Source organism: Thalassotalea litorea, assembly GCF_043642205.1.
Classification (GTDB): domain Bacteria; phylum Pseudomonadota; class Gammaproteobacteria; order Enterobacterales; family Alteromonadaceae; genus Thalassotalea_A; species Thalassotalea_A litorea.
Genome location: NZ_JBHZSG010000017.1, coordinates 46,089 through 64,079 on the forward strand (window position 1 = coordinate 46,089; position 17,991 = coordinate 64,079).

Annotated in this window: 11 protein-coding genes; 8 read left to right on the forward strand and 3 right to left on the reverse strand. The window is 44.0% G+C overall.

Annotated features, from left to right (window positions below; translation table 11 throughout):
* Positions 1-139: 139 nt before the first annotated feature.
* A complete protein-coding gene (locus ACHUFQ_RS09755) occupies positions 140-781 on the reverse strand; it encodes a YitT family protein (protein ID WP_394175106.1) in 642 nt (213 codons plus the stop codon).
* A 1,339-nt stretch (positions 782-2,120) separates the two neighbouring features.
* Complete coding sequence (locus ACHUFQ_RS09760) at positions 2,121-7,466, reverse strand: S8 family serine peptidase (RefSeq protein WP_394175107.1); 5,346 nt, start codon at positions 7,464-7,466, stop codon at positions 2,121-2,123.
* A gap of 716 nt (positions 7,467-8,182) precedes the next feature.
* On the opposite strand from ACHUFQ_RS09760, the gene ACHUFQ_RS09765 reads away from it, so the two are divergent.
* The gene (locus ACHUFQ_RS09765; RefSeq protein ID WP_394175108.1) at positions 8,183-10,003 is read left to right on the forward strand and encodes a DUF885 domain-containing protein; all 1,821 of its coding nucleotides are present in this window, start codon (positions 8,183-8,185) and stop codon (positions 10,001-10,003) included.
* A 167-nt stretch (positions 10,004-10,170) separates the two neighbouring features.
* Here ACHUFQ_RS09765 and ACHUFQ_RS09770 read toward each other — a convergent pair whose 3' ends face one another.
* Positions 10,171-10,836 carry a PEP-CTERM sorting domain-containing protein gene (locus ACHUFQ_RS09770; RefSeq protein WP_394175109.1) on the reverse strand — a complete coding sequence of 222 codons (666 nt, stop codon included), beginning with the start codon at positions 10,834-10,836 and terminating at the stop codon, positions 10,171-10,173.
* Between the two features lie 727 nt (positions 10,837-11,563).
* Between ACHUFQ_RS09770 and ACHUFQ_RS09775 the strand changes: the two genes are divergently transcribed.
* The 7 genes from ACHUFQ_RS09775 to ACHUFQ_RS09805 all read left to right on the forward strand — a co-directional run bounded on the left by ACHUFQ_RS09775 (position 11,564) and on the right by ACHUFQ_RS09805 (position 17,897).
* Positions 11,564-12,607: an ion channel gene (locus ACHUFQ_RS09775; RefSeq protein ID WP_394175110.1), complete on the forward strand. Its 1,044-nt coding sequence runs from the start codon at positions 11,564-11,566 to the stop codon at positions 12,605-12,607.
* A complete protein-coding gene (locus tag ACHUFQ_RS09780; protein WP_394175111.1) occupies positions 12,607-13,248 on the forward strand; it encodes a YjfK family protein in 642 nt (213 codons plus the stop codon). The genes ACHUFQ_RS09775 and ACHUFQ_RS09780 overlap by 1 nt, the downstream gene beginning before the upstream one ends.
* Before the next feature lie 18 nt (positions 13,249-13,266).
* On the forward strand, positions 13,267-13,683 hold the full coding sequence (locus ACHUFQ_RS09785) for a DUF350 domain-containing protein (RefSeq protein WP_394175112.1): 417 nt from the start codon (positions 13,267-13,269) through the stop codon (positions 13,681-13,683).
* Positions 13,684-13,706: 23 nt separating this feature from the next.
* The gene (locus ACHUFQ_RS09790; protein WP_394175114.1) at positions 13,707-14,315 is read left to right on the forward strand and encodes a DUF1190 domain-containing protein; all 609 of its coding nucleotides are present in this window, start codon (positions 13,707-13,709) and stop codon (positions 14,313-14,315) included.
* A 2-nt stretch (positions 14,316-14,317) separates the two neighbouring features.
* A complete protein-coding gene (locus tag ACHUFQ_RS09795) occupies positions 14,318-15,484 on the forward strand; it encodes a glutathionylspermidine synthase family protein (RefSeq protein ID WP_394175115.1) in 1,167 nt (388 codons plus the stop codon).
* A 471-nt stretch (positions 15,485-15,955) separates the two neighbouring features.
* Positions 15,956-16,417 carry a GAF domain-containing protein gene (locus ACHUFQ_RS09800; protein ID WP_394175116.1) on the forward strand — a complete coding sequence of 154 codons (462 nt, stop codon included), beginning with the start codon at positions 15,956-15,958 and terminating at the stop codon, positions 16,415-16,417.
* 136 nt (positions 16,418-16,553) lie between these two features.
* Positions 16,554-17,897 (forward strand): amino acid permease, encoded by a 1,344-nt coding sequence (locus tag ACHUFQ_RS09805; protein WP_394175117.1) that lies wholly within the window; start codon positions 16,554-16,556, stop codon positions 17,895-17,897.
* Positions 17,898-17,991 lie beyond the last annotated feature (94 nt).

The following is a 17,991-nucleotide window of genomic DNA, read 5'->3' on the forward strand; positions in this document are numbered from 1 at the left end:
AATACTTTTACATTGATCCCTGGACCATTTCTCAGATTGAGAAAACAAAAAACCGGATAAGGGCTCCGGTTTTATTGATATTCTTCGGGTAATCTCGCATCTGTATTGCAAATCGATTGCGAATAAGGTCAGAAAGAAACTAGGTGATCTGATAGCGACCTGGTTTATGGTTCAGGGTAAGAATTAAGTTCACCGCGAAGGCACCTACAACCGACAGAATAATCAGGTTGAAAGGCATAATAAAGAATGCGGTAACTAAAATGGATAAGTCGACACCCATTTGGAATTTTCCGGCTCTAATGCCATATTTTTCCTGCAAAAATACCGCCATGATCCCTACACCACCAACACTTGAACGGTGACGGAAGAATGCCAGAACCCCCATAGCGATCAAGAATCCCCCCATGACCGACGCAAATAGCGGGTCAATGGAATTCAACTCAACAAACAGATACAGGTAGTCGGATAAAAATGACACTAAAGCCACCGATAGAAAGCTGTTCAGGGTAAACCTAGGTCCCATTTTCATCCATGCTAACGCATAAAATGGCAAATTGATGACAAAGAAAGACATACCAAAGCTTAGCGATGAGACTTTTGATAAAATGAGCGCCATGCCCGCAGCGCCGCCAGTAATGATGCCAACTTTTTCAAATAAAAGAACGCCCATGGCGATCAATAGGCCACCACAAACATAGGCCAGAAAATCTTCAATCAAAGAATGATTTTTTTTGGGTTCAAGAGGATGAGTAATCTCCTCATCACGAGTTAATGCGGTCATTAAATTTTGTACAGCTTAGGAAAAACGCGCGAATTATATAAGCAATGTAATCGAACTCAAAATTTTTAGAGTAATTATTCTTAACTTAATTACATAAAAACTTAGATTATGGAAAGCAATGTTTACTTTTATGGCGGATTTTCAGCAAAAACCTCATATTTTGTAATTTTTAAGTCAAAAACAACCCGGTAATGGCTATTCCGTCATAGTGCCAGTTATACCGAATGACAGAGCAAGGTGTGAACTAATGCTCTGTTAGGGTACTCAATTTCCGGCATTCCCAGACACTACTGGGAATCTAACGTAAAAGTAGATCCCCACTTTCGTAGCCTTCCCGTCATTCCTAGACACTACTGGGAATCTAACGCAAAAGCAGATCCCCACTTTCGTGAGGATGACGGAAGTAGTGCGACAAATGAAGTTGTGCCGGAATGACGGCGGAACCGTTTCGGCTTAACTAGCTTTTCACCGCGAAGTTGTCACCTAAAAATCTGCCGAACTAAGGTTTTATCCAGCCAGCGAAGTCCTCCACCCCATAACGCGCAGCACTCGCGTCATTCCCAGATACTACTGGGAATCTAACGCAAAAGCAGATCCCCACTTTCGTGAGGATGACGGAAGGGGGGCGATGACGGAAGTAGTGCGACAAATGAAGTTGTGCCGGAATGACGGCGGAACCGTTTCGGCTTAACTAGCTTTTCACCGCGAAGTTGTCACCTAAAAATCTGCCGAACTAAGGTTTTATCCACCCGGCGAAGTCCTCCCCCATAACGCGCAGCACTCGCGTCATTCCCAGATACTACTGGGAATCTAACGTAAAAGTAGATCCCCACTTTCGTAGCCTTCCCGTCATTCCCAGACACTACTGGGAATCTAACGCAAAAAAGCAGATCCCCACTTTCGTAGCCTTCCCGTCATTCCCAGACACTACTGGGAATCTAACTCAAAAAAGCAGATCCCCACTTTCGTGAGGATGACGGAGTGGGGTGAGGATGACGGAAGGGGGTCAGGATGACGAAGCATGGTTCTAACGAATGCTCGGCTAAGTCAGGTCAAATTCGGTCAGATTTTTCTAAGCTCGACTAAGTTCGGCTAACCCCCTCTAAGTTCAGTTAAGTTCGGCTAACCCCCTCTAAGTTCAGTTAAGTTCGGCTCCCCCACCCTAAGTTCAGTTAACTTCGTCCAAACGCCTCGAAGTTCGACTGTGTTCAACTGTGTTCTACTGTGCTTTTGCGTGTTAACCCGGTTTAAAACACGATTAACGAGCAAAAAAAAGCCGGAGCATTTGCTCCGGCTTAGTTAATTTATGAAAACAGAGTTATCTGTTTATCATAGGTAATTACTTCATGCGGCGACGCATACCAGCCATAGCCAGAAGCATCAATGCTAAGTAACCTAAAGAACCACCTTTTTTCTTTTTCTTCTCTTCTTCAGGGTAAACACATGAACCATCGTCCGAGTTTGCATTAGAATCGAAGTTTGTTGCGTTAGAGTCTGTACAACCTAGTTCTACACCATCAGAAACAACATTTAGCATAAAGGTCGTGCTTGCTTTATCCATTGGATTTTCAACGTCAGCAACGGTAACCGTTACTTCAGTCATGCCATGGAAGTTTGCCGCAGGTACGATAGAGATGCTTGAACCAGAAGTATGGTTTTCAACGATACCAGAAACGTTTTCACCGGAAACGATGATTTCATTTACCGTTGTTAGTTCAGAGTTATCCGCGTAGAAAACATTCACATCTACAGAACCATTCTCTTCAACTTCCATGTCAGCGATTGCAGACAACTGGATGTTGCTAGGCGTAGCAAGAGTGTGGCTCATTGCAAAATCAGCCATACCATCAACCGCACTAGTCGCCGTCATCACCTGATCAACACCTACAGCGTCACGCTTAACTTGAGTCCAGATAGTGACTTCAAATTGAGAAGATTCAGGACCATAGTAGTCATAACAGATAACCAATTCGTCGTGAAGTTTGCTGTCTAAGTCATCAAAAGCGAACTCTTCACCCAGGTAACCACCTGAGATTGGACCGCGTGAATAGATTGGACCGGTAAAACCTTGCAAACCAATTGCACCACGACCGTTTTGACTACCAAAGTCGATGTTATCATAAGCAAAATACAACTCATGCTCATCTTGACCATGGCGAGTATTGACATTGAATATCACTTGGTAATCGTAGCGATCATCTTTTTCGTTCCAGATGTATGGACGACCTGGAGCAGCAAAGTCACGGCCACCGTAGGCATAAGAACGTGCGTTATCGACTTCGATGATACCCCAACCCGTTTGCGTGCTAGCCAACGTAATACCGGCTTTTTCACTGTATGAATTGATCAATGGTACTGACATCATTTCAGATCCCGTATTCATTGCACCAATACCTACACCACGCCATAAAGGTCCCACAGACTCATAAGGGAATGAGTTGTACGGGAACCCTAAGTGATATGGCCAGAACGTTGGTTGAACCCATAAATCAAACAAACCATTACCACGCAAGTTGATGGTATTTTGTGGGTTAACATTCAAACCGTCGGTATTGTTATATAGATGCCAAGAATCGTAACGACCATTGAATAGTAGAGATACCGGCATTTCAACACCACTACGGTATAGAATGTTGTTATCACCTACTGGATTGCCATTTTCATCAACACCTGAGTTAAAGCCGCTGAATAGAGGAGCAAAACCGAACTCTTCCAGGTCAACATAACCGCCTGGGTTTGAATTGCCAAAGTTCGGCATACGACACATTTCATCATCAACATTGGTCGTTTGGATGTAGTGTGGCGTGATCCCCGCGGTATCAGGCTGAACACCCGAAATGGTTACAACAGTGCCGTCAACCGTAACATCAGTCACAATATCACCGTTAGAAGAGAAAACATCTTCTGCGCTAAATTGTAAACCTTCAGGCATATTCGCGGTGATTGTAAATGCACGATCCGCGCCTGTGTCATTCGGTTGAACTTCAAACGTATAAGGTACGATATCGCCAGCACGAGCCTTGGTTTGCGGTACATCTAAATGTACATCATCAACGCCACGTTCTAGCTTAAATGCCACTTTACCAACGTTACCAGCATTAACTTCAGAGGTACCGAAATCTAATACTGAGTAGTAAAGGTCGCCTTCCATCATCTCAGGCATGTTATAGCTCAAAGTAGCACTTACGGTGTTTTGACCGTCAGTAGGCTCTACATGAAGAGACATATCAGAAGCAACAGTATCTGTTACTACAGCAATCGCATAACTGAATACTTCGGCAGCGATATCTGGATATAAATTAGTCCAGTTAGGCGCCTGACCCCGTAATTCACCAGAGTTGTAGATTACCGCCCAGTATGTGCCTTCTTCAGGATTGTTGATGTTACAGAAGTTGTTGTATTGAATGTGGTTTGACACACAAAGAATTTCTTCAAACGGATCTGCTTCACCATTACCATTGTAGTCCTTGCCTACATAAACAAGAGCATTACCCTTATCCATGAAGCCTTCAAGATCTGACTCAATGGTACCTTGCATTTCAACCATAAGACGCTTAGCACCGGCTGGTACTTCGATCATTTCAACATGAGTCGCTTCATCGATACGGAAAGAAGCAGGTACATCATCTGTATTTGCAGACCATGGGAAGTAACCATCATCATCTTTTGGCAGTGCTACGGTTTTCACATCGGCTTTAACTGGCGCATATACCTGAGTATATGGGTTGTCCAGCGCAGGCAATTCAAGACCATTAAACTGGAAGCTACCTTCATTGCGATGAGCAACGGCTCGAAGACGCGCAGGCATGCCATTTTTCGAAAACTTAAATGCCACTGGAAGATGAACTTCAGTGCTGGCATCGTTAACTTCCGTCAAGATAACATCAGAGTGTAATTCCACTTCTGCATTCGAGAACCAATCCTGGGTATCCATGATTGACGCTTCAAATACTACCGTTTGCGTCTCACCAGCTTTCAGAGAGAACTCACTAGGCGTTGCAGAGATGTTCACACCGTTTTGCGCAGACTGTTGGCGAACATCAAAGTTCCAGTTAAGCACATCGGAGTTATCAACAGACCAGGTACCGTCTTTAGTCGCTTTAAACGTACGCGTCCATTGACAGGTTGGCTTACATTCAAAATTAACTAATTGAGGAATGTTCAGGCGATGAACCTGACCACCATTGTTAGGGTTAGCGGCTTTAAAGTTTTCAATGGTTTCGTCCATGACAAGACCGGTATCGATTGCTTCAGCAACATTGATACGACCAGCACCTGCACGATACGTAGACGCAGCGCCCACATCACCATTGCTTTCATTTAGACGACGATAACGAACCACATTATCCGCCGTTAACATTAATGCAGATTGCACTTCTGTAGGCGTCCAATCAGGATGAGCCTGACGAATCAGTGCCATTGCACCAGCAACATGAGGAGACGCCATCGATGTACCACTAATAGCGATATAGTCGGTGTTACCCATGTTACCAACAAACGGATGCTCATCGGCGTACGCTGCATAGATATTCACACCCGGTGCCGCGATCTGAGGAATCAGCATTTCCGGAGTTGATGTGCTTGGTCCACGTGAAGAGAATGGTGCTAACCAATCGCCGTTTTCTTCATCATAATCATTGAAAATCGACGTAACACCAATGGTGATCATATGGCCTTTTTCTGAATAGTGATCAATCCAGTCTTCAAAACCATAGTTATAACCGTCTTCACCATAGGTCGTAACTTCACCATCCCATTGCTCACGGGTTAAGTGAACGGATGGCAAGTCATAGGCCACGATTGGTGTGCTATCACCTTTGGCGTAGTTGTACATGATAAAACCATCAGCACCGCCGGCTTTAACGTTCGCCACTTTTGCCGTACGGGCAATACCGTTTGGATCGCTTAGATTATTACGCTGACAAACTACAATTACGTTAGTTTCGCCTTCGGCAGCACCGACAATTGGCGTACCATCTTTATAAAAATCAAAGGTTCCAGCTGGGTATTCAACCCCACAGTAGCCAGAGTAGTCTTTAGTTCCGTCGATTTGCTCATAGTCTTTCGCCCAGACAACAACACCAGTAAGTTCGGTATCGTTGATCGAACCACCAACACGACCAGTCTCACTCCACCATGGAACTTCAGAACCTAGCGGCGCATCCATATCATCGTTGGCGAATCCTGCGAAGGTAATTGGCGTATCAACTTTTGTTACACGATCATGTGTGGTTGCAGCAACCGATGCTAACCAAGGTGATGCGTGATCGATTGAACCAAAGAATTCTCCGGCACCATTACCCGCTTGACCACCATTACCGGCGGCGACAGCGACGTTAATACCGGCTTCACGAGCGGCTAAAAAGCCTAATTCAACACCGTCATCCCACGGAGATGTACTGTCCTGACCACCGATAGAAAAGTTAATAACGTCAACGCCATCTTTAATCGCATCTTCGATACCACCAATCATCGACTCCCAAGGACAACCGACATAACCGGCATCATTGGATGCATGACATACCTGATAAGAAACAATGTTCGCGTGCGGTGCAACACCTGACAGGTTGAACATATCTTCTTTAACTAATGCGCCGTCTGCTGGCATACCAGTGTATTCAGGAAGAACAAAGTCCACATCGTTCAGGACGTTACCAGCGGCAGTACCGGCTACGTGAGAGCCGTGTCCCTGATAATCTTCACCGATGGCTGGAAAGCCAGGAATTTGTGCGGCAAATGCATCGGTAATCACGTCATAGGTACGAATACCGATAAGCTTATCGTTACACAGGTCTTCATTACCGGCTTCGGCACACGCACCTACGTAAACACCAGCACCCCAAGGGTTAGTATGGTCATAACCATCATCGCCGATATCGGCAAATGACGGGTGATCGGAGTTAATACCGGTATCGATGATACCCATGATGACGCCTTCACCTTTATACTCTAAACCCTGTTCGGTAGAACCAGTCCAGATTTGATCGGCGCCAATTTTTTGCGGACCGGCATCGGTGTGCAGTTCATACGTTTTCGCACGATGTACAAATTCAACCTGCGGAAGTTGAGAAACGCGTTTAGCTTCTTCTTGCGTCATTTCAACCGTATAGGCATTTACCGCTGTGGTAAATTGCTTACGTACGGCTTTTGAACCGACAACTCGGTTCATTTCAGTAATAGCGGCTAACTGTTTGTCCTGAAGGTAGTTTGTATATGCAACAACGCGATCGGTCGTTGGTTTACCCGCTTCATAAAGGCTGTTTACACCCATATCGCGGCTTAATGTTTGTACATGAGTACCTGCAAGGCCGTTTACACCACCCGTATAAAGAGCGGTTGGTTTGTCGGTTAATCGGACAACGTAGATGTGCTCTCCGGTAACATCGGCTTCTTCAAAAAACTTCGCTCGTTGCGAGTTAACCTGAACGTTTAAGCCATCATTTTCCAACATCGAACCTGCTGAGGTTTGATTACTGGTACCAGTTTGTAACTCGTTTATCTGCTCCTGGGTCAGATTGGGCGTACTCAACGAATGAATCTCATTCGTTGGCGCTAAACCTGCAGCAGCGTACATTGAACCTGCGCTATATAACGCAACAGCTAATGCACTTGTAATGCCGTTTATTCTCACCTTAAAACTCCAAATGTCGTTATAATTCTTATCGCCAATATTTTTTGGCTGCATAACATATAACCGGATTTGATAAGATGACGTGAGTCTATTTATGTAGCATTTTGTAGCATTTGCGCGCAGCAGGTAAGCGAAAATATTCGCAAACAATAAGAATATTTATGTAATGGATAATTTTTCGTTTAGATTCAATCGTATTAACAAGCACTGGATAGATATTGGAAAATCCATGTACACATTTCAATATCCATGGCCTAACCTAAAATACACTATTCAAGGTCGAGAACAGGGAAGATCAATAAATCGATCAAACTAAACCTTTAAAATCGCCTTAAAAACCATTTTTCCGGCAGTAAGGCGTCCACATATTAAACATTCAGACTTTTAATTGACCAACTAAACATAGCGATACCTAGCATGTTTACCCGTTCAACATCAGCCAAGCGCAACGAGCAACGGGCTAACACCCTCCTAGTCACCAGCCATAAAACCAGAAAAAATCCACAATAAAACCAGTTCTTCCGGCACCTCCTCTAGGTTAACAGACTGATTTAACGCATAAGTATTCACTTTTAAAGAAATCACACACTGAATACACTTCAGCCAATTCCAGATTATTTTTCCACCACGACTATCTGCGTTAAAAATCATCATATTTGGTAAACAATCTGTAGACCTGATATGTTAGCAATTAAGGTAAAACACACAAAAAAGCTCCTGTTATCGACACAGGAAATGATAATAAAAAGAATAAACTAAAGGGAATCGACATGATTAAATCGATATTTAAGTGGTTGGGTTTGTTGTTGCTCATAATCATCGTTTTGGCGGGCAGTTTTGCTGCCCATGAATGGTATGCAAAAAAGCCGTTCACGTTTCGGGCGTATCTTGACCGCGCGATGATCAAAATGGCCTTTTCAGATCCAGAAACCCTGACCTCTCTGGGTTTTTTAGAAAGCGTTGGTATTAAGGGCCACAATGCGCACCTCGATGATGTGGACCCGAAAAACTCAGAGCAGATGTTCGAAGAATTAAAGGTTTTTCGTGCGGGGCTTAATCAATATGACGATGCAGACTTAGACCGTCAGCAAAAAATGTCGAAACAAATTGCCATCTATTTGATGGATCTTGCTGCTGAGGCGGAACCATTTAAATATCACTATTATCCCGCCAATCAACTATTTGGCATTCAAAATGGCTTTCCTAGCTTTATGGAAGCATCGCATCAGGTACACACACTGGAAGATGCACAAAACTACAATTCTCGGTTAAGCGAGTTACCCCGTAAATTCGAACAGTACTTGGTTGATTTAAAAATCCGCGAAGACAAGGGCATTATTCCACCACGTTTTGTTATCGACCGCATCCTGGAAGAAATGCAGGGCTTTATCGATACACCAGCGAAAGAAAATATTCTCTATACATCTTTGGTAACCAAACTCGAAGCTGCAGAAGAGATTAATGCCGAGCAACAACAAACGGTATTAATTGACAGTGAGACGCTGATTAATGAATCGGTTTATCCAGCCTATCAGGGATTTATTGATTATTTTACCGAACTGGCTCCAAAAGCGGGTACTGATGACGGCTACTGGCACCTTCCCAACGGTGATGAGGCATATAAATTAGCGCTAAAATTATTTACCACCACCGATTATAGCGCCGAATATATCCATACCTTGGGTTTAGAAGAAGTCGCCCGTATCCAGAGTGAAATGATGGCAATTTTCGCCGAATTAGGTGTAGATACCTCGGCAGGTTATACCGCGGCAATGGCGGAATTTTCCGCTCAGGATAAGTTCTATTACGAAGATAGCGATGCTGGCCGCGCGCAAATACTCAAAGATTATCAGACCATTCTCGATGAAATTGATGCCGGGCTCGATGGTGCGTTTAATATTCGTCCCAAAGCGGGCATGGAAGTGGTTCGCATTCCAGAGTTTAAAGAAAAAACCTCGCCAGGCGCCTATTACCAGCAACCCGCATTAGATGGCTCACGTCCGGGGCGTTTTTTCGCTAATCTTTATGATATTAAAGCGACCCCTAAATTTGGTATGCGCACTCTCGCCTATCATGAAGGTATTCCAGGTCATCACTTCCAAATCGCCATCGCCATGGAACTAGAAGGTATGCCGTTCCTGCGTCGCTTCGCACCTTTTACCGCATACACCGAAGGTTGGGCGCTATATTCCGAGCAGGTGGCCTGGGAACAGGGCTTTCAAGAAAATCCGGAAGATAACATTGGCCGCTTGACCGCTGAATTATTTCGGGCGGTGCGCTTAGTTGTCGATACCGGTATTCACCATAAGCGCTGGACCCGCGAGCAGGGCATTGAATATATGGCAAATAATACCGGCATGGCAGAGCGCGATGTGGTTGCCGAAATTGAACGTTATATCGTAATGCCGGGTCAGGCAACCGCATATAAAGTGGGCATGATCAAAATTTTAGAATTGAGACAAAGAGCCATGGATGAACTTGGCGATAAATTTGATATTCGCGACTTCCATGACGCGGTACTGAAAAACGGCGCAGTACCCTTGAGTATGCTGGAAGAGATTATCGATAATTATATTGAAACTTATAGATAGGGGCAAGATTTCAGGGCTCACGTGTCAGTAAGCTGGTATCAGGCAGAGTTAACATTCGGCCTGACACCTTTGTCACCTTTGTCACCTTTGACACCTTCCTGTCCTTTGACACATAGAAACAAAAATGCCCGCTGCGCGGGCATTTGTATCAGCTTAATTTATAGCAATTACTTACGAAAGCGCGTCAAACCAAGTAAGCCTAAACCTAGCATTAACATAGTCGTAGGCTCTGGTACTTCATTTGGTGGTGTACCTGGTACGGTCATAACTGTTACCGATTCCAGATAACCGCTAAAGTCGGTACAACCGCCAGTTCCGCCTCTTGGCTGTCGGCATTGTGGAACTCGTAAGGCAAAACCATCACCACTTAGACCAGTAAACGTAGATTCACCATTTGTATCAAAATCCATGGCGGAAAAATAATTACCATTGACGCTAAAAATGCCACCTGGAACGGTTTCAGTATGATTACCATTAAGCTCTAAACTAATTAGCATTACCGGCACATCGAAGGCCAAATGCAACAATTCACCAACTGACCAGTTATCACCATTCGGATCACCATTCACACCTAAACCAGCAGTATCGGGAGCAAGATCCTGGATCACTTCACCATGGCTTCGAACAAGTAAGTCGACAGAGTCACAGACAAAAGTTAAACCTCCGTCTCTACCTGGGGCGCCTAACTTATCCCGAGAGCCTTCATCAAATACAAATTGAATTTTTCCGTCAGGGGCTGCACACACACTAACACCCGGTGTGGATGCCGCAATAGATTGATGGCTGAATAATAAAGCGATTAAGGCTAAACCGCCTTTGAAGAGATATTTCATGTTTCGTTTCCTTGTTAAATATTTTATTAGTATTCTTTGCTTTAATAATTCTCCGTAATACTTTCCATTTAAAGCGATAACGTTAATGCAATTACTGCGCCACCTAATTGCATTTCTCGAATGAGATGCAGCCCCCCAAGCAATTCAAGGCCTGCAGCCTAAAAAAAATTGATTTAACAGTTGTGGTTTTAAACATAATCAACGAGCAACAAGGGAAAATGTAAAAAATGCTGACGCTACGCTGTTTGTCTGTTTGTCTGTTTGTCTGTTTGTCTGTTTGTTTATTAAAGCCTCTGCCACTATGCGCTGTCGATACACTTTCACACGAATACCAATCACATTAAATTATTGCTCACTCAGTGAAAATTTTAAGGCTTTTAGAAAAGGCTTTGATTGCAGAGAATGGTTATTCCACTATCTCAAAATCGGTCAAAATCAGTAACGCAGGATAAACGCCTTTAGTACTCACCCGTAGGGCGTTAGTGAGAGGACCATTTCCTGCCCTATATTTCATTAATATAGAATGACTATATCAATAAAATCTGTGTTGTAACTGAACCTCGGCCCTAACTCTGAGTTGTGCACAAACTTAGTGGGATTGGTATAAGCGAGCCTGCTACTTTACTTCCACACTGGCGCTGATATGATATCCGCAATTTATTGCCACATTAATTCGACGTTGTCCCTTAAATAATTTTGGATGACAACAAGGAAGCACAATAAACGCGTGTCGATTTTTCTCCGATTAAAACAACTTTTCCTGCGTCAGTTATTGCACCTCCCATGGCAAGGCGTGGTGCTATTAACACTATCCTACATTGGTGTTAGCTATAGTTTGCTAGTCGCCAGTGGTGAGCATGATCTGGTCAGCCAGGATAACTTTATTTATTATTTGATGGTCACCGCATCTACCGTAGGTTATGGTGATTTATCTCCGCAAACGGTAACGGGAAAGTACGTTGTCTCGTTATTTGTGATCCCGGCAGGATTAAGCCTGTTTGGTTTGTTAATTGGTCGGGTAATAGGCTTTTTCTCAGACCAATGGCGAAAAGGAGTGAAAGGCTTGAAAACACTTAATTTTGATAACCATATTTTGGTTATAGGCTGGAATGAAGCCCGCACCATGCAGTTATTAAAGCTGCTCAAGCGAGAAATGGATTATCACAGTGACAAACAACACATCGCACTTTGTGTGCGAGCGGATATCGAAAACCCGCAACCGGATGACATTGGTTTTGTCAAAGTATTGAATTTCACCAGTGACGAAGAAATGGATCGCGCAGGCATTAGCACGGCCAGCTGTATCGTGATTGATACCCAGGATGACGATGTCACCATGACAACTGCTTTATATTGCGCCTCTAAAAACCCCAAAGCCCATACCATAGCCTATTTTCAGGATGACCAATTGGGCAAATTATTAAAGCAACATTGTCCGAATATCGAATGTATGCCAAGTGTTGGGGTTGAGCTAATTGCCAAATCCGCAGTCGACCCGGGCTCGAGTCTTTTGCATCATCAATTATTGGATGTGGGCCAGGGAATGACGCAATATTCGTTAACCTATCAAGGCAACGATACCCTGACCGTTGCTGACATTTTTCTGGCGTTAAAGAAGCACTATCAGGCCACCTTAATTGGCATATCTCCCAATGGTTACGATTCTTTGGAATTAAATCCGCAATTAGAGCAAACTGTCGCGCCACACAGTACGCTGTATTACATTGCCGACGAGCGACTTAATAATATTGACTGGAATGTATTTAAATAATGTTTAACTGGTTTAAGAAAAAAAATCCCAAGATTGAAGATAAAGCGCCGGAAATATTAGGTTTGCGATTAGGCGGTGCCTTTGATTTAGACACGGTAAAAATGACGTTTATCGAACCGGAACTGATTATTGATGGCGCTGCAAACACCCAGTTTATTGAAGCCGTTGGTTTGGTGCAACTCGACCCACAAACCACGGTACTGCGTTATTACACCGATGATGAGGGTTATATTCAAATCCTGGTTCGCGGTGAACTCAAAGATGAAAACGTTGAAGACGTAAAATTGATGTATTTTTACGAAACCAAAGGCATTGCCAACGGAAGAGACTGGAACAATGCACTGGAACGGGATATCAGTCGGCCTGAACTTTATTTACAAGGGCACACCTTCCAACGGGTATGGCAAACAAGTGGGGATACCTCGCCGCCTGTTGCTATGACCGAGAAAACCTATGCCAAAGACGGCACGATAAGTGAAACGGATCAGTTTGCGATGCTATACGAGCGTCAGTTTGGCCCCGAAAAATTTGAATACGCCATGCTGATAGGTGAAGAAAAAATAATTAATAATCAACACGATAGGTATCTGGTAACCGTTACCGGATTTGATTTACAACCATCTGATATTTATATCATTTAGACTTTTCAGGATTAACCCATGGAATCTGTTACTCATATACTTGCCGGTCTTGGCAATTTTGCGCTCTACTTTTTTATCAGCCTTGTTATGTTGGTAGTTTTCAAATGGATTTATGCCTTTGTTACCCCACATGACGAATGGCAACTGGTAAAAGAACAACAAAATACCGCAGCGGCTATCGGATTAATGGGAGCCGTTGTCGGTTTTGCCATCGCCCTGGCCGGTGCCATTTCCAATTCAATCGCGTTGCTCGACTTCGTCGTCTGGGGAATCGTCGCATTGTTTGCTCAAATTCTGGCCTTTGTTATTGTGCGCGTTGTGTTTATGCCAAAAATCGTCGAGCGCATTATTAATAACGAGGTAACCGCAGGTATTGTATTAGCCGGAATGTCTGTTGCTGTTGGCTTACTTAACGCCGCCTGTATGACGTATTAGGTATGCTCAAAAAGGACGATAATATGAAACGTAGTCAATCGATTAATTTGAGCAGGATGCGCAAAGTATCCGCTAGCAAAATTGTTAAACCTCTCGCGGTGGTGGCAGGCGTGTCAACCTTAAGTGCCTGTGGCAATGATCAAGAAGCCATCGTATATAAAGATTTAGACCACTGTATTGGCAGTAATCCTGAGCTTGAGCAGCAATGCCAAACCGCGTATCAATCAGCACTGGATAAAGCTCAGGAAAGTGGCCCTAAATATCCTCGAGAACCTTTATGCGAGGAAGAGTTTGGCAGCGGCCGGTGTTACCAGTACACCATGAATAATGGCCAAAACGTGTTTGTGCCATTGATGGCCGGTTTCCTGTTTTCCCAATATATGGATAATCGATATCGCTCCGCGCCACTGTACACCTCTTATAGCTATCACTCGCCCTTTTATGGACATTGGTCTTCCGTTGATGGACAAAAATACGGTCGCGCTAAATATGGCAAAACTAAGGTCAGCAACAAAGCGTTTGATAAAAAACCTAAGGTCACCCGGACAATTTCCCGAGGCGGCTTTGGTTCTAAAGTAGCGGCGAGCTCCTCATTTAGAGGCAGTTCCTCACGTGGCGGCTGGGGCGGCTGATTTTGATCCGTTTCCCTACCCCTGAACGCCCTGGCTGGCAGGAAAAAGCCGAACAATTCGGCTTTCATTTTCACACCATGTATGGCGAACCTTATTGGGATGAGAGTAACTACTATCAATTGACTCTGACACAAGTCGAACACGACCTCGAGCAGCCAACCGAAGATATTCATCAGCTCTGCCTTCAAGCCGTAGAGCGGGTGCTCAATGACGATGAATTACTTGCCAGGTTTCAGATACCTAAACCATTCTGGACCTGGATCAAGGACTCCTGGCGCAATCAAGATCCTTGTCTGTATGCTCGGCTCGACTTAGCCTACAACGGTACTGCACCAGCAAAACTTTATGAAAACAATGCCGACACGCCAACTAGTTTGTATGAATCGGGTTTCTGGCAATGGTTATGGCTAGAAGATAAGGTCAATCGCGGTGATATTCTGCGCAGCGCGGATCAGTTTAATAGCCTTCAGGAAAAGTTGATCCACAGATTCGCTCAGTTAAGAACCCAACATCCAGACGATGTATTGCACTTTGCTTGTTGTCAGGACACCGAGGAAGACCGCGGCACGGTTCAATATTTACAAGATTGTGCCGAAGAAGCTGGCATTGAGTGCAAGTTTGTTTATATCGAAGATATCGGCCATGGCGAAGGAGATGTGTTCACCGATCTTGACGATCAGGTGATCACCTGGATGTTTAAACTCTACCCGTGGGAATTTATGCTGCGCGAAGACTACGCGCCTTTGTTATTGAGTGCGAAGGTTAAATGGCTGGAGCCGCCATGGAAAGCAATTGTTTCGAATAAAGCGATCTTGCCCGTTTTATGGGAGATGTTTCCAGATCATAAAAACCTGCTACCAGCCTATTTTACCGAACAGGAAGCCAGACAGCATTTAAGCCGCTATGTAAAAAAACCCATTTTCGCCCGAGAAGGGGCCAATGTAAGTATCTTCGAAGACGGTAAAGAGCTGGTAAGCTCAGATGGCCCGTACGGCGAAGAGGGATTTATCTATCAAGGTTATTATCCGATGCCAAAATTTGGTGATGACTATACGCTTATTGGTTCGTGGTTAGTGGATGAAGTGGCGAGTGGTTTGTCGATTCGCGAAGACAAGGCGCTTATCACTCAGGATTTGTCTCGGTTTATTCCTCACGTTATTATCGGATAACGTGAGTCTCACCGCATCTTATACCAATCCCATTAAGTTTGTGCACAACTCAGAGTTAGGGCAGAGGTTCAGTTACAACATAGATTTCGTTGATATAGTTATTCTATATTAATGAAATATAGGGCAATAAATGGGCCTCTCACTAACTCCCTACGGGTGAGTTTTAAAGGCATTTATCCTGCGTTACTGATTTTGGCTGTTTTTGAGAGCGGAATAACCATTCTTTGCAATCAAAGCCTTGTCTAAAAGCCTTTAAATTCTCACTGAGTGAGCAATAATTTAATGGGATTGGTATTATTTTATCACCTGCAATGCAATTTGATTGTTAGTTGAGAGCATATCAAGTGCAAACGCGTTGAATGCAAAGGGATGCGCTCGTGGTGGAAATCCTGTTTTTTTACTGATATCCAAAATGCCGTCTATCTTTAAGTCAAGCTCAGCACTTCTAATCAATAATCGGTGATTTTCGGTATGTATCCTCAGGATTTCAAATCTCTTTGTAACGACATATTAAAAGAAGGACGCCAACGACTGGTGATGAGCATGGGTATCGTCAGTCATATCCACGATGAACGCTATAAAATTGTCGCAATTTCTTCTCTAACCGGTGTTTTTGTCGCGGGAGAAGATTTCCCCTTGAAAGATACCCATTGTCGCGACGTTTACGAACAACAAAAAACCATCGCACTCACCCAAATAGATGATATTCCTGGACTTCAACTTCACCCCCTATATGACAGCCTTGCGCTAGAGGCATATATATCTTCACCGATTATTGTCGACAACAACGTCTGGGGGACGGTAAATTTTAGCTGCATGCAAGTTCGAGAAAAACCATTCTCTGACAGTGACATTGAGTTTGTAGAAAATTCGGCAAGTTCAATTGCAAATGAACTTATCAGTTTTTCCAAGCCGATAATAATTAACTGCTAAAGATTCCACTTCGCTTTTATGCTCCGCGCGGTTAACACGGCCTGTTGCTATTCCTGTGTTTAAAACATTCCTTCCTTTACAACATTCCTCCTTCCACGTAGGCTGTTTCGCACAAACTACCAATAAAGCCTGATGCATGTCACAACGAAGCAACACTAATCACTCTCAAAAATTAGGATTCTGGACTGCAACCTCTGTGGTCACCGGTAGCATGATCGGCAGTGGCATCTTTTTATTGCCGGCGTCACTTGCGAGTTTTGGAAGCATTAGCCTTGGTGGCTGGCTGTTTACCGCACTAGGCTCTTTATCTCTTGCCTATGTCTTTGCAAAATTATCCCAATACATCCGAGGCTCTGGTGGCCAATATTTATATTGTCGACAGGCGTTTGGTCCTCTGACCGGTTTTTTCACCGCCTGGGGCTATTGGCTTTGCGTAGTCTCGGCCAACGCTGCTATTGCCATTGCCCTGGTCAGTTATCTGACGGTATTTTTCCCTGAGCTTAAAACATCCAATACCTTGTCGTTGATAACCACGCTCGGATTTATCTGGGGCTTGGCTCTGATCAATATCCGCGGCGTAAAGCTCGCCGGTCAAGTGCAATTACTGACAACATTGTTAAAACTTCTTCCGCTTGTTGCCATCGCCTTTATTGGTCTGTTTTACATCAACCCCGAGCATTTCCAGCCGGTAAATTTAAGTGAACAATCAAATTTTTCAGCATTAACCGCTACCGCAGCATTAACCATGTGGGCATTTGTCGGTATGGAAGCGGCCAATAATATTGCCGGTGAGATCAATGAGCCAGAAAAGAACGTCCCTAAGGCGGCGATCATTGGTACTTTAGTGAGTGCTGTCGTCTATATATTGGGCTTTATTGCTGTGATGGGTATTATTCCTCCGGAAATCCTACAACAATCGAATGCGCCTTATGCTGAAACCGCGCAGTATCTATGGGGGGATATTGGTTATTACATGATTGCAGCTTGTGCGGTTATTTCATGTTTTGGAGCACTGAATGGTTGGACCCTGGCGGTAGCTCAGATCCCACTGGCTGCAGCGAAAGACAACATGTTCTTGTCCAGCTTTGGTAAGCTGTCACGGTATCAAACGCCTGCCAACGGCATCATTATTTCCACAATATTAGTCAGCCTGTTGATCCTGATGAATTATAACGAGAGTTTAATTGACCAGTTTACTATCGTCATTTTGCTGTCCACATTGACCTCGGTTCTCCCTTACCTTGTGTCTTCCCTTGGGCACATCAAAATGTCTGGCAAAGACACCATTCGCTATTCAAAAGTAAATACGTTAATCACCAGCTTCGCGGCCATTTTTTCCGCTTGGATCATCTACAGCATAGGAGCCAAAACCGTGATATTTGGCATCATTTTGCTGTTGGCTGGGCTGCCAATGTATTGGTATTTACAACGAAATAAATCGCGTCAGGCAGAATCAACAAAGGTTGTCGATACGAACTAACCCGTCTAGAGAATACAGTAATACCAATCACATTAAGTTTGTGCACAACTCAGAGTTAGGGCAGAGGTTCAGTTACAACATAGATTTTATTGAT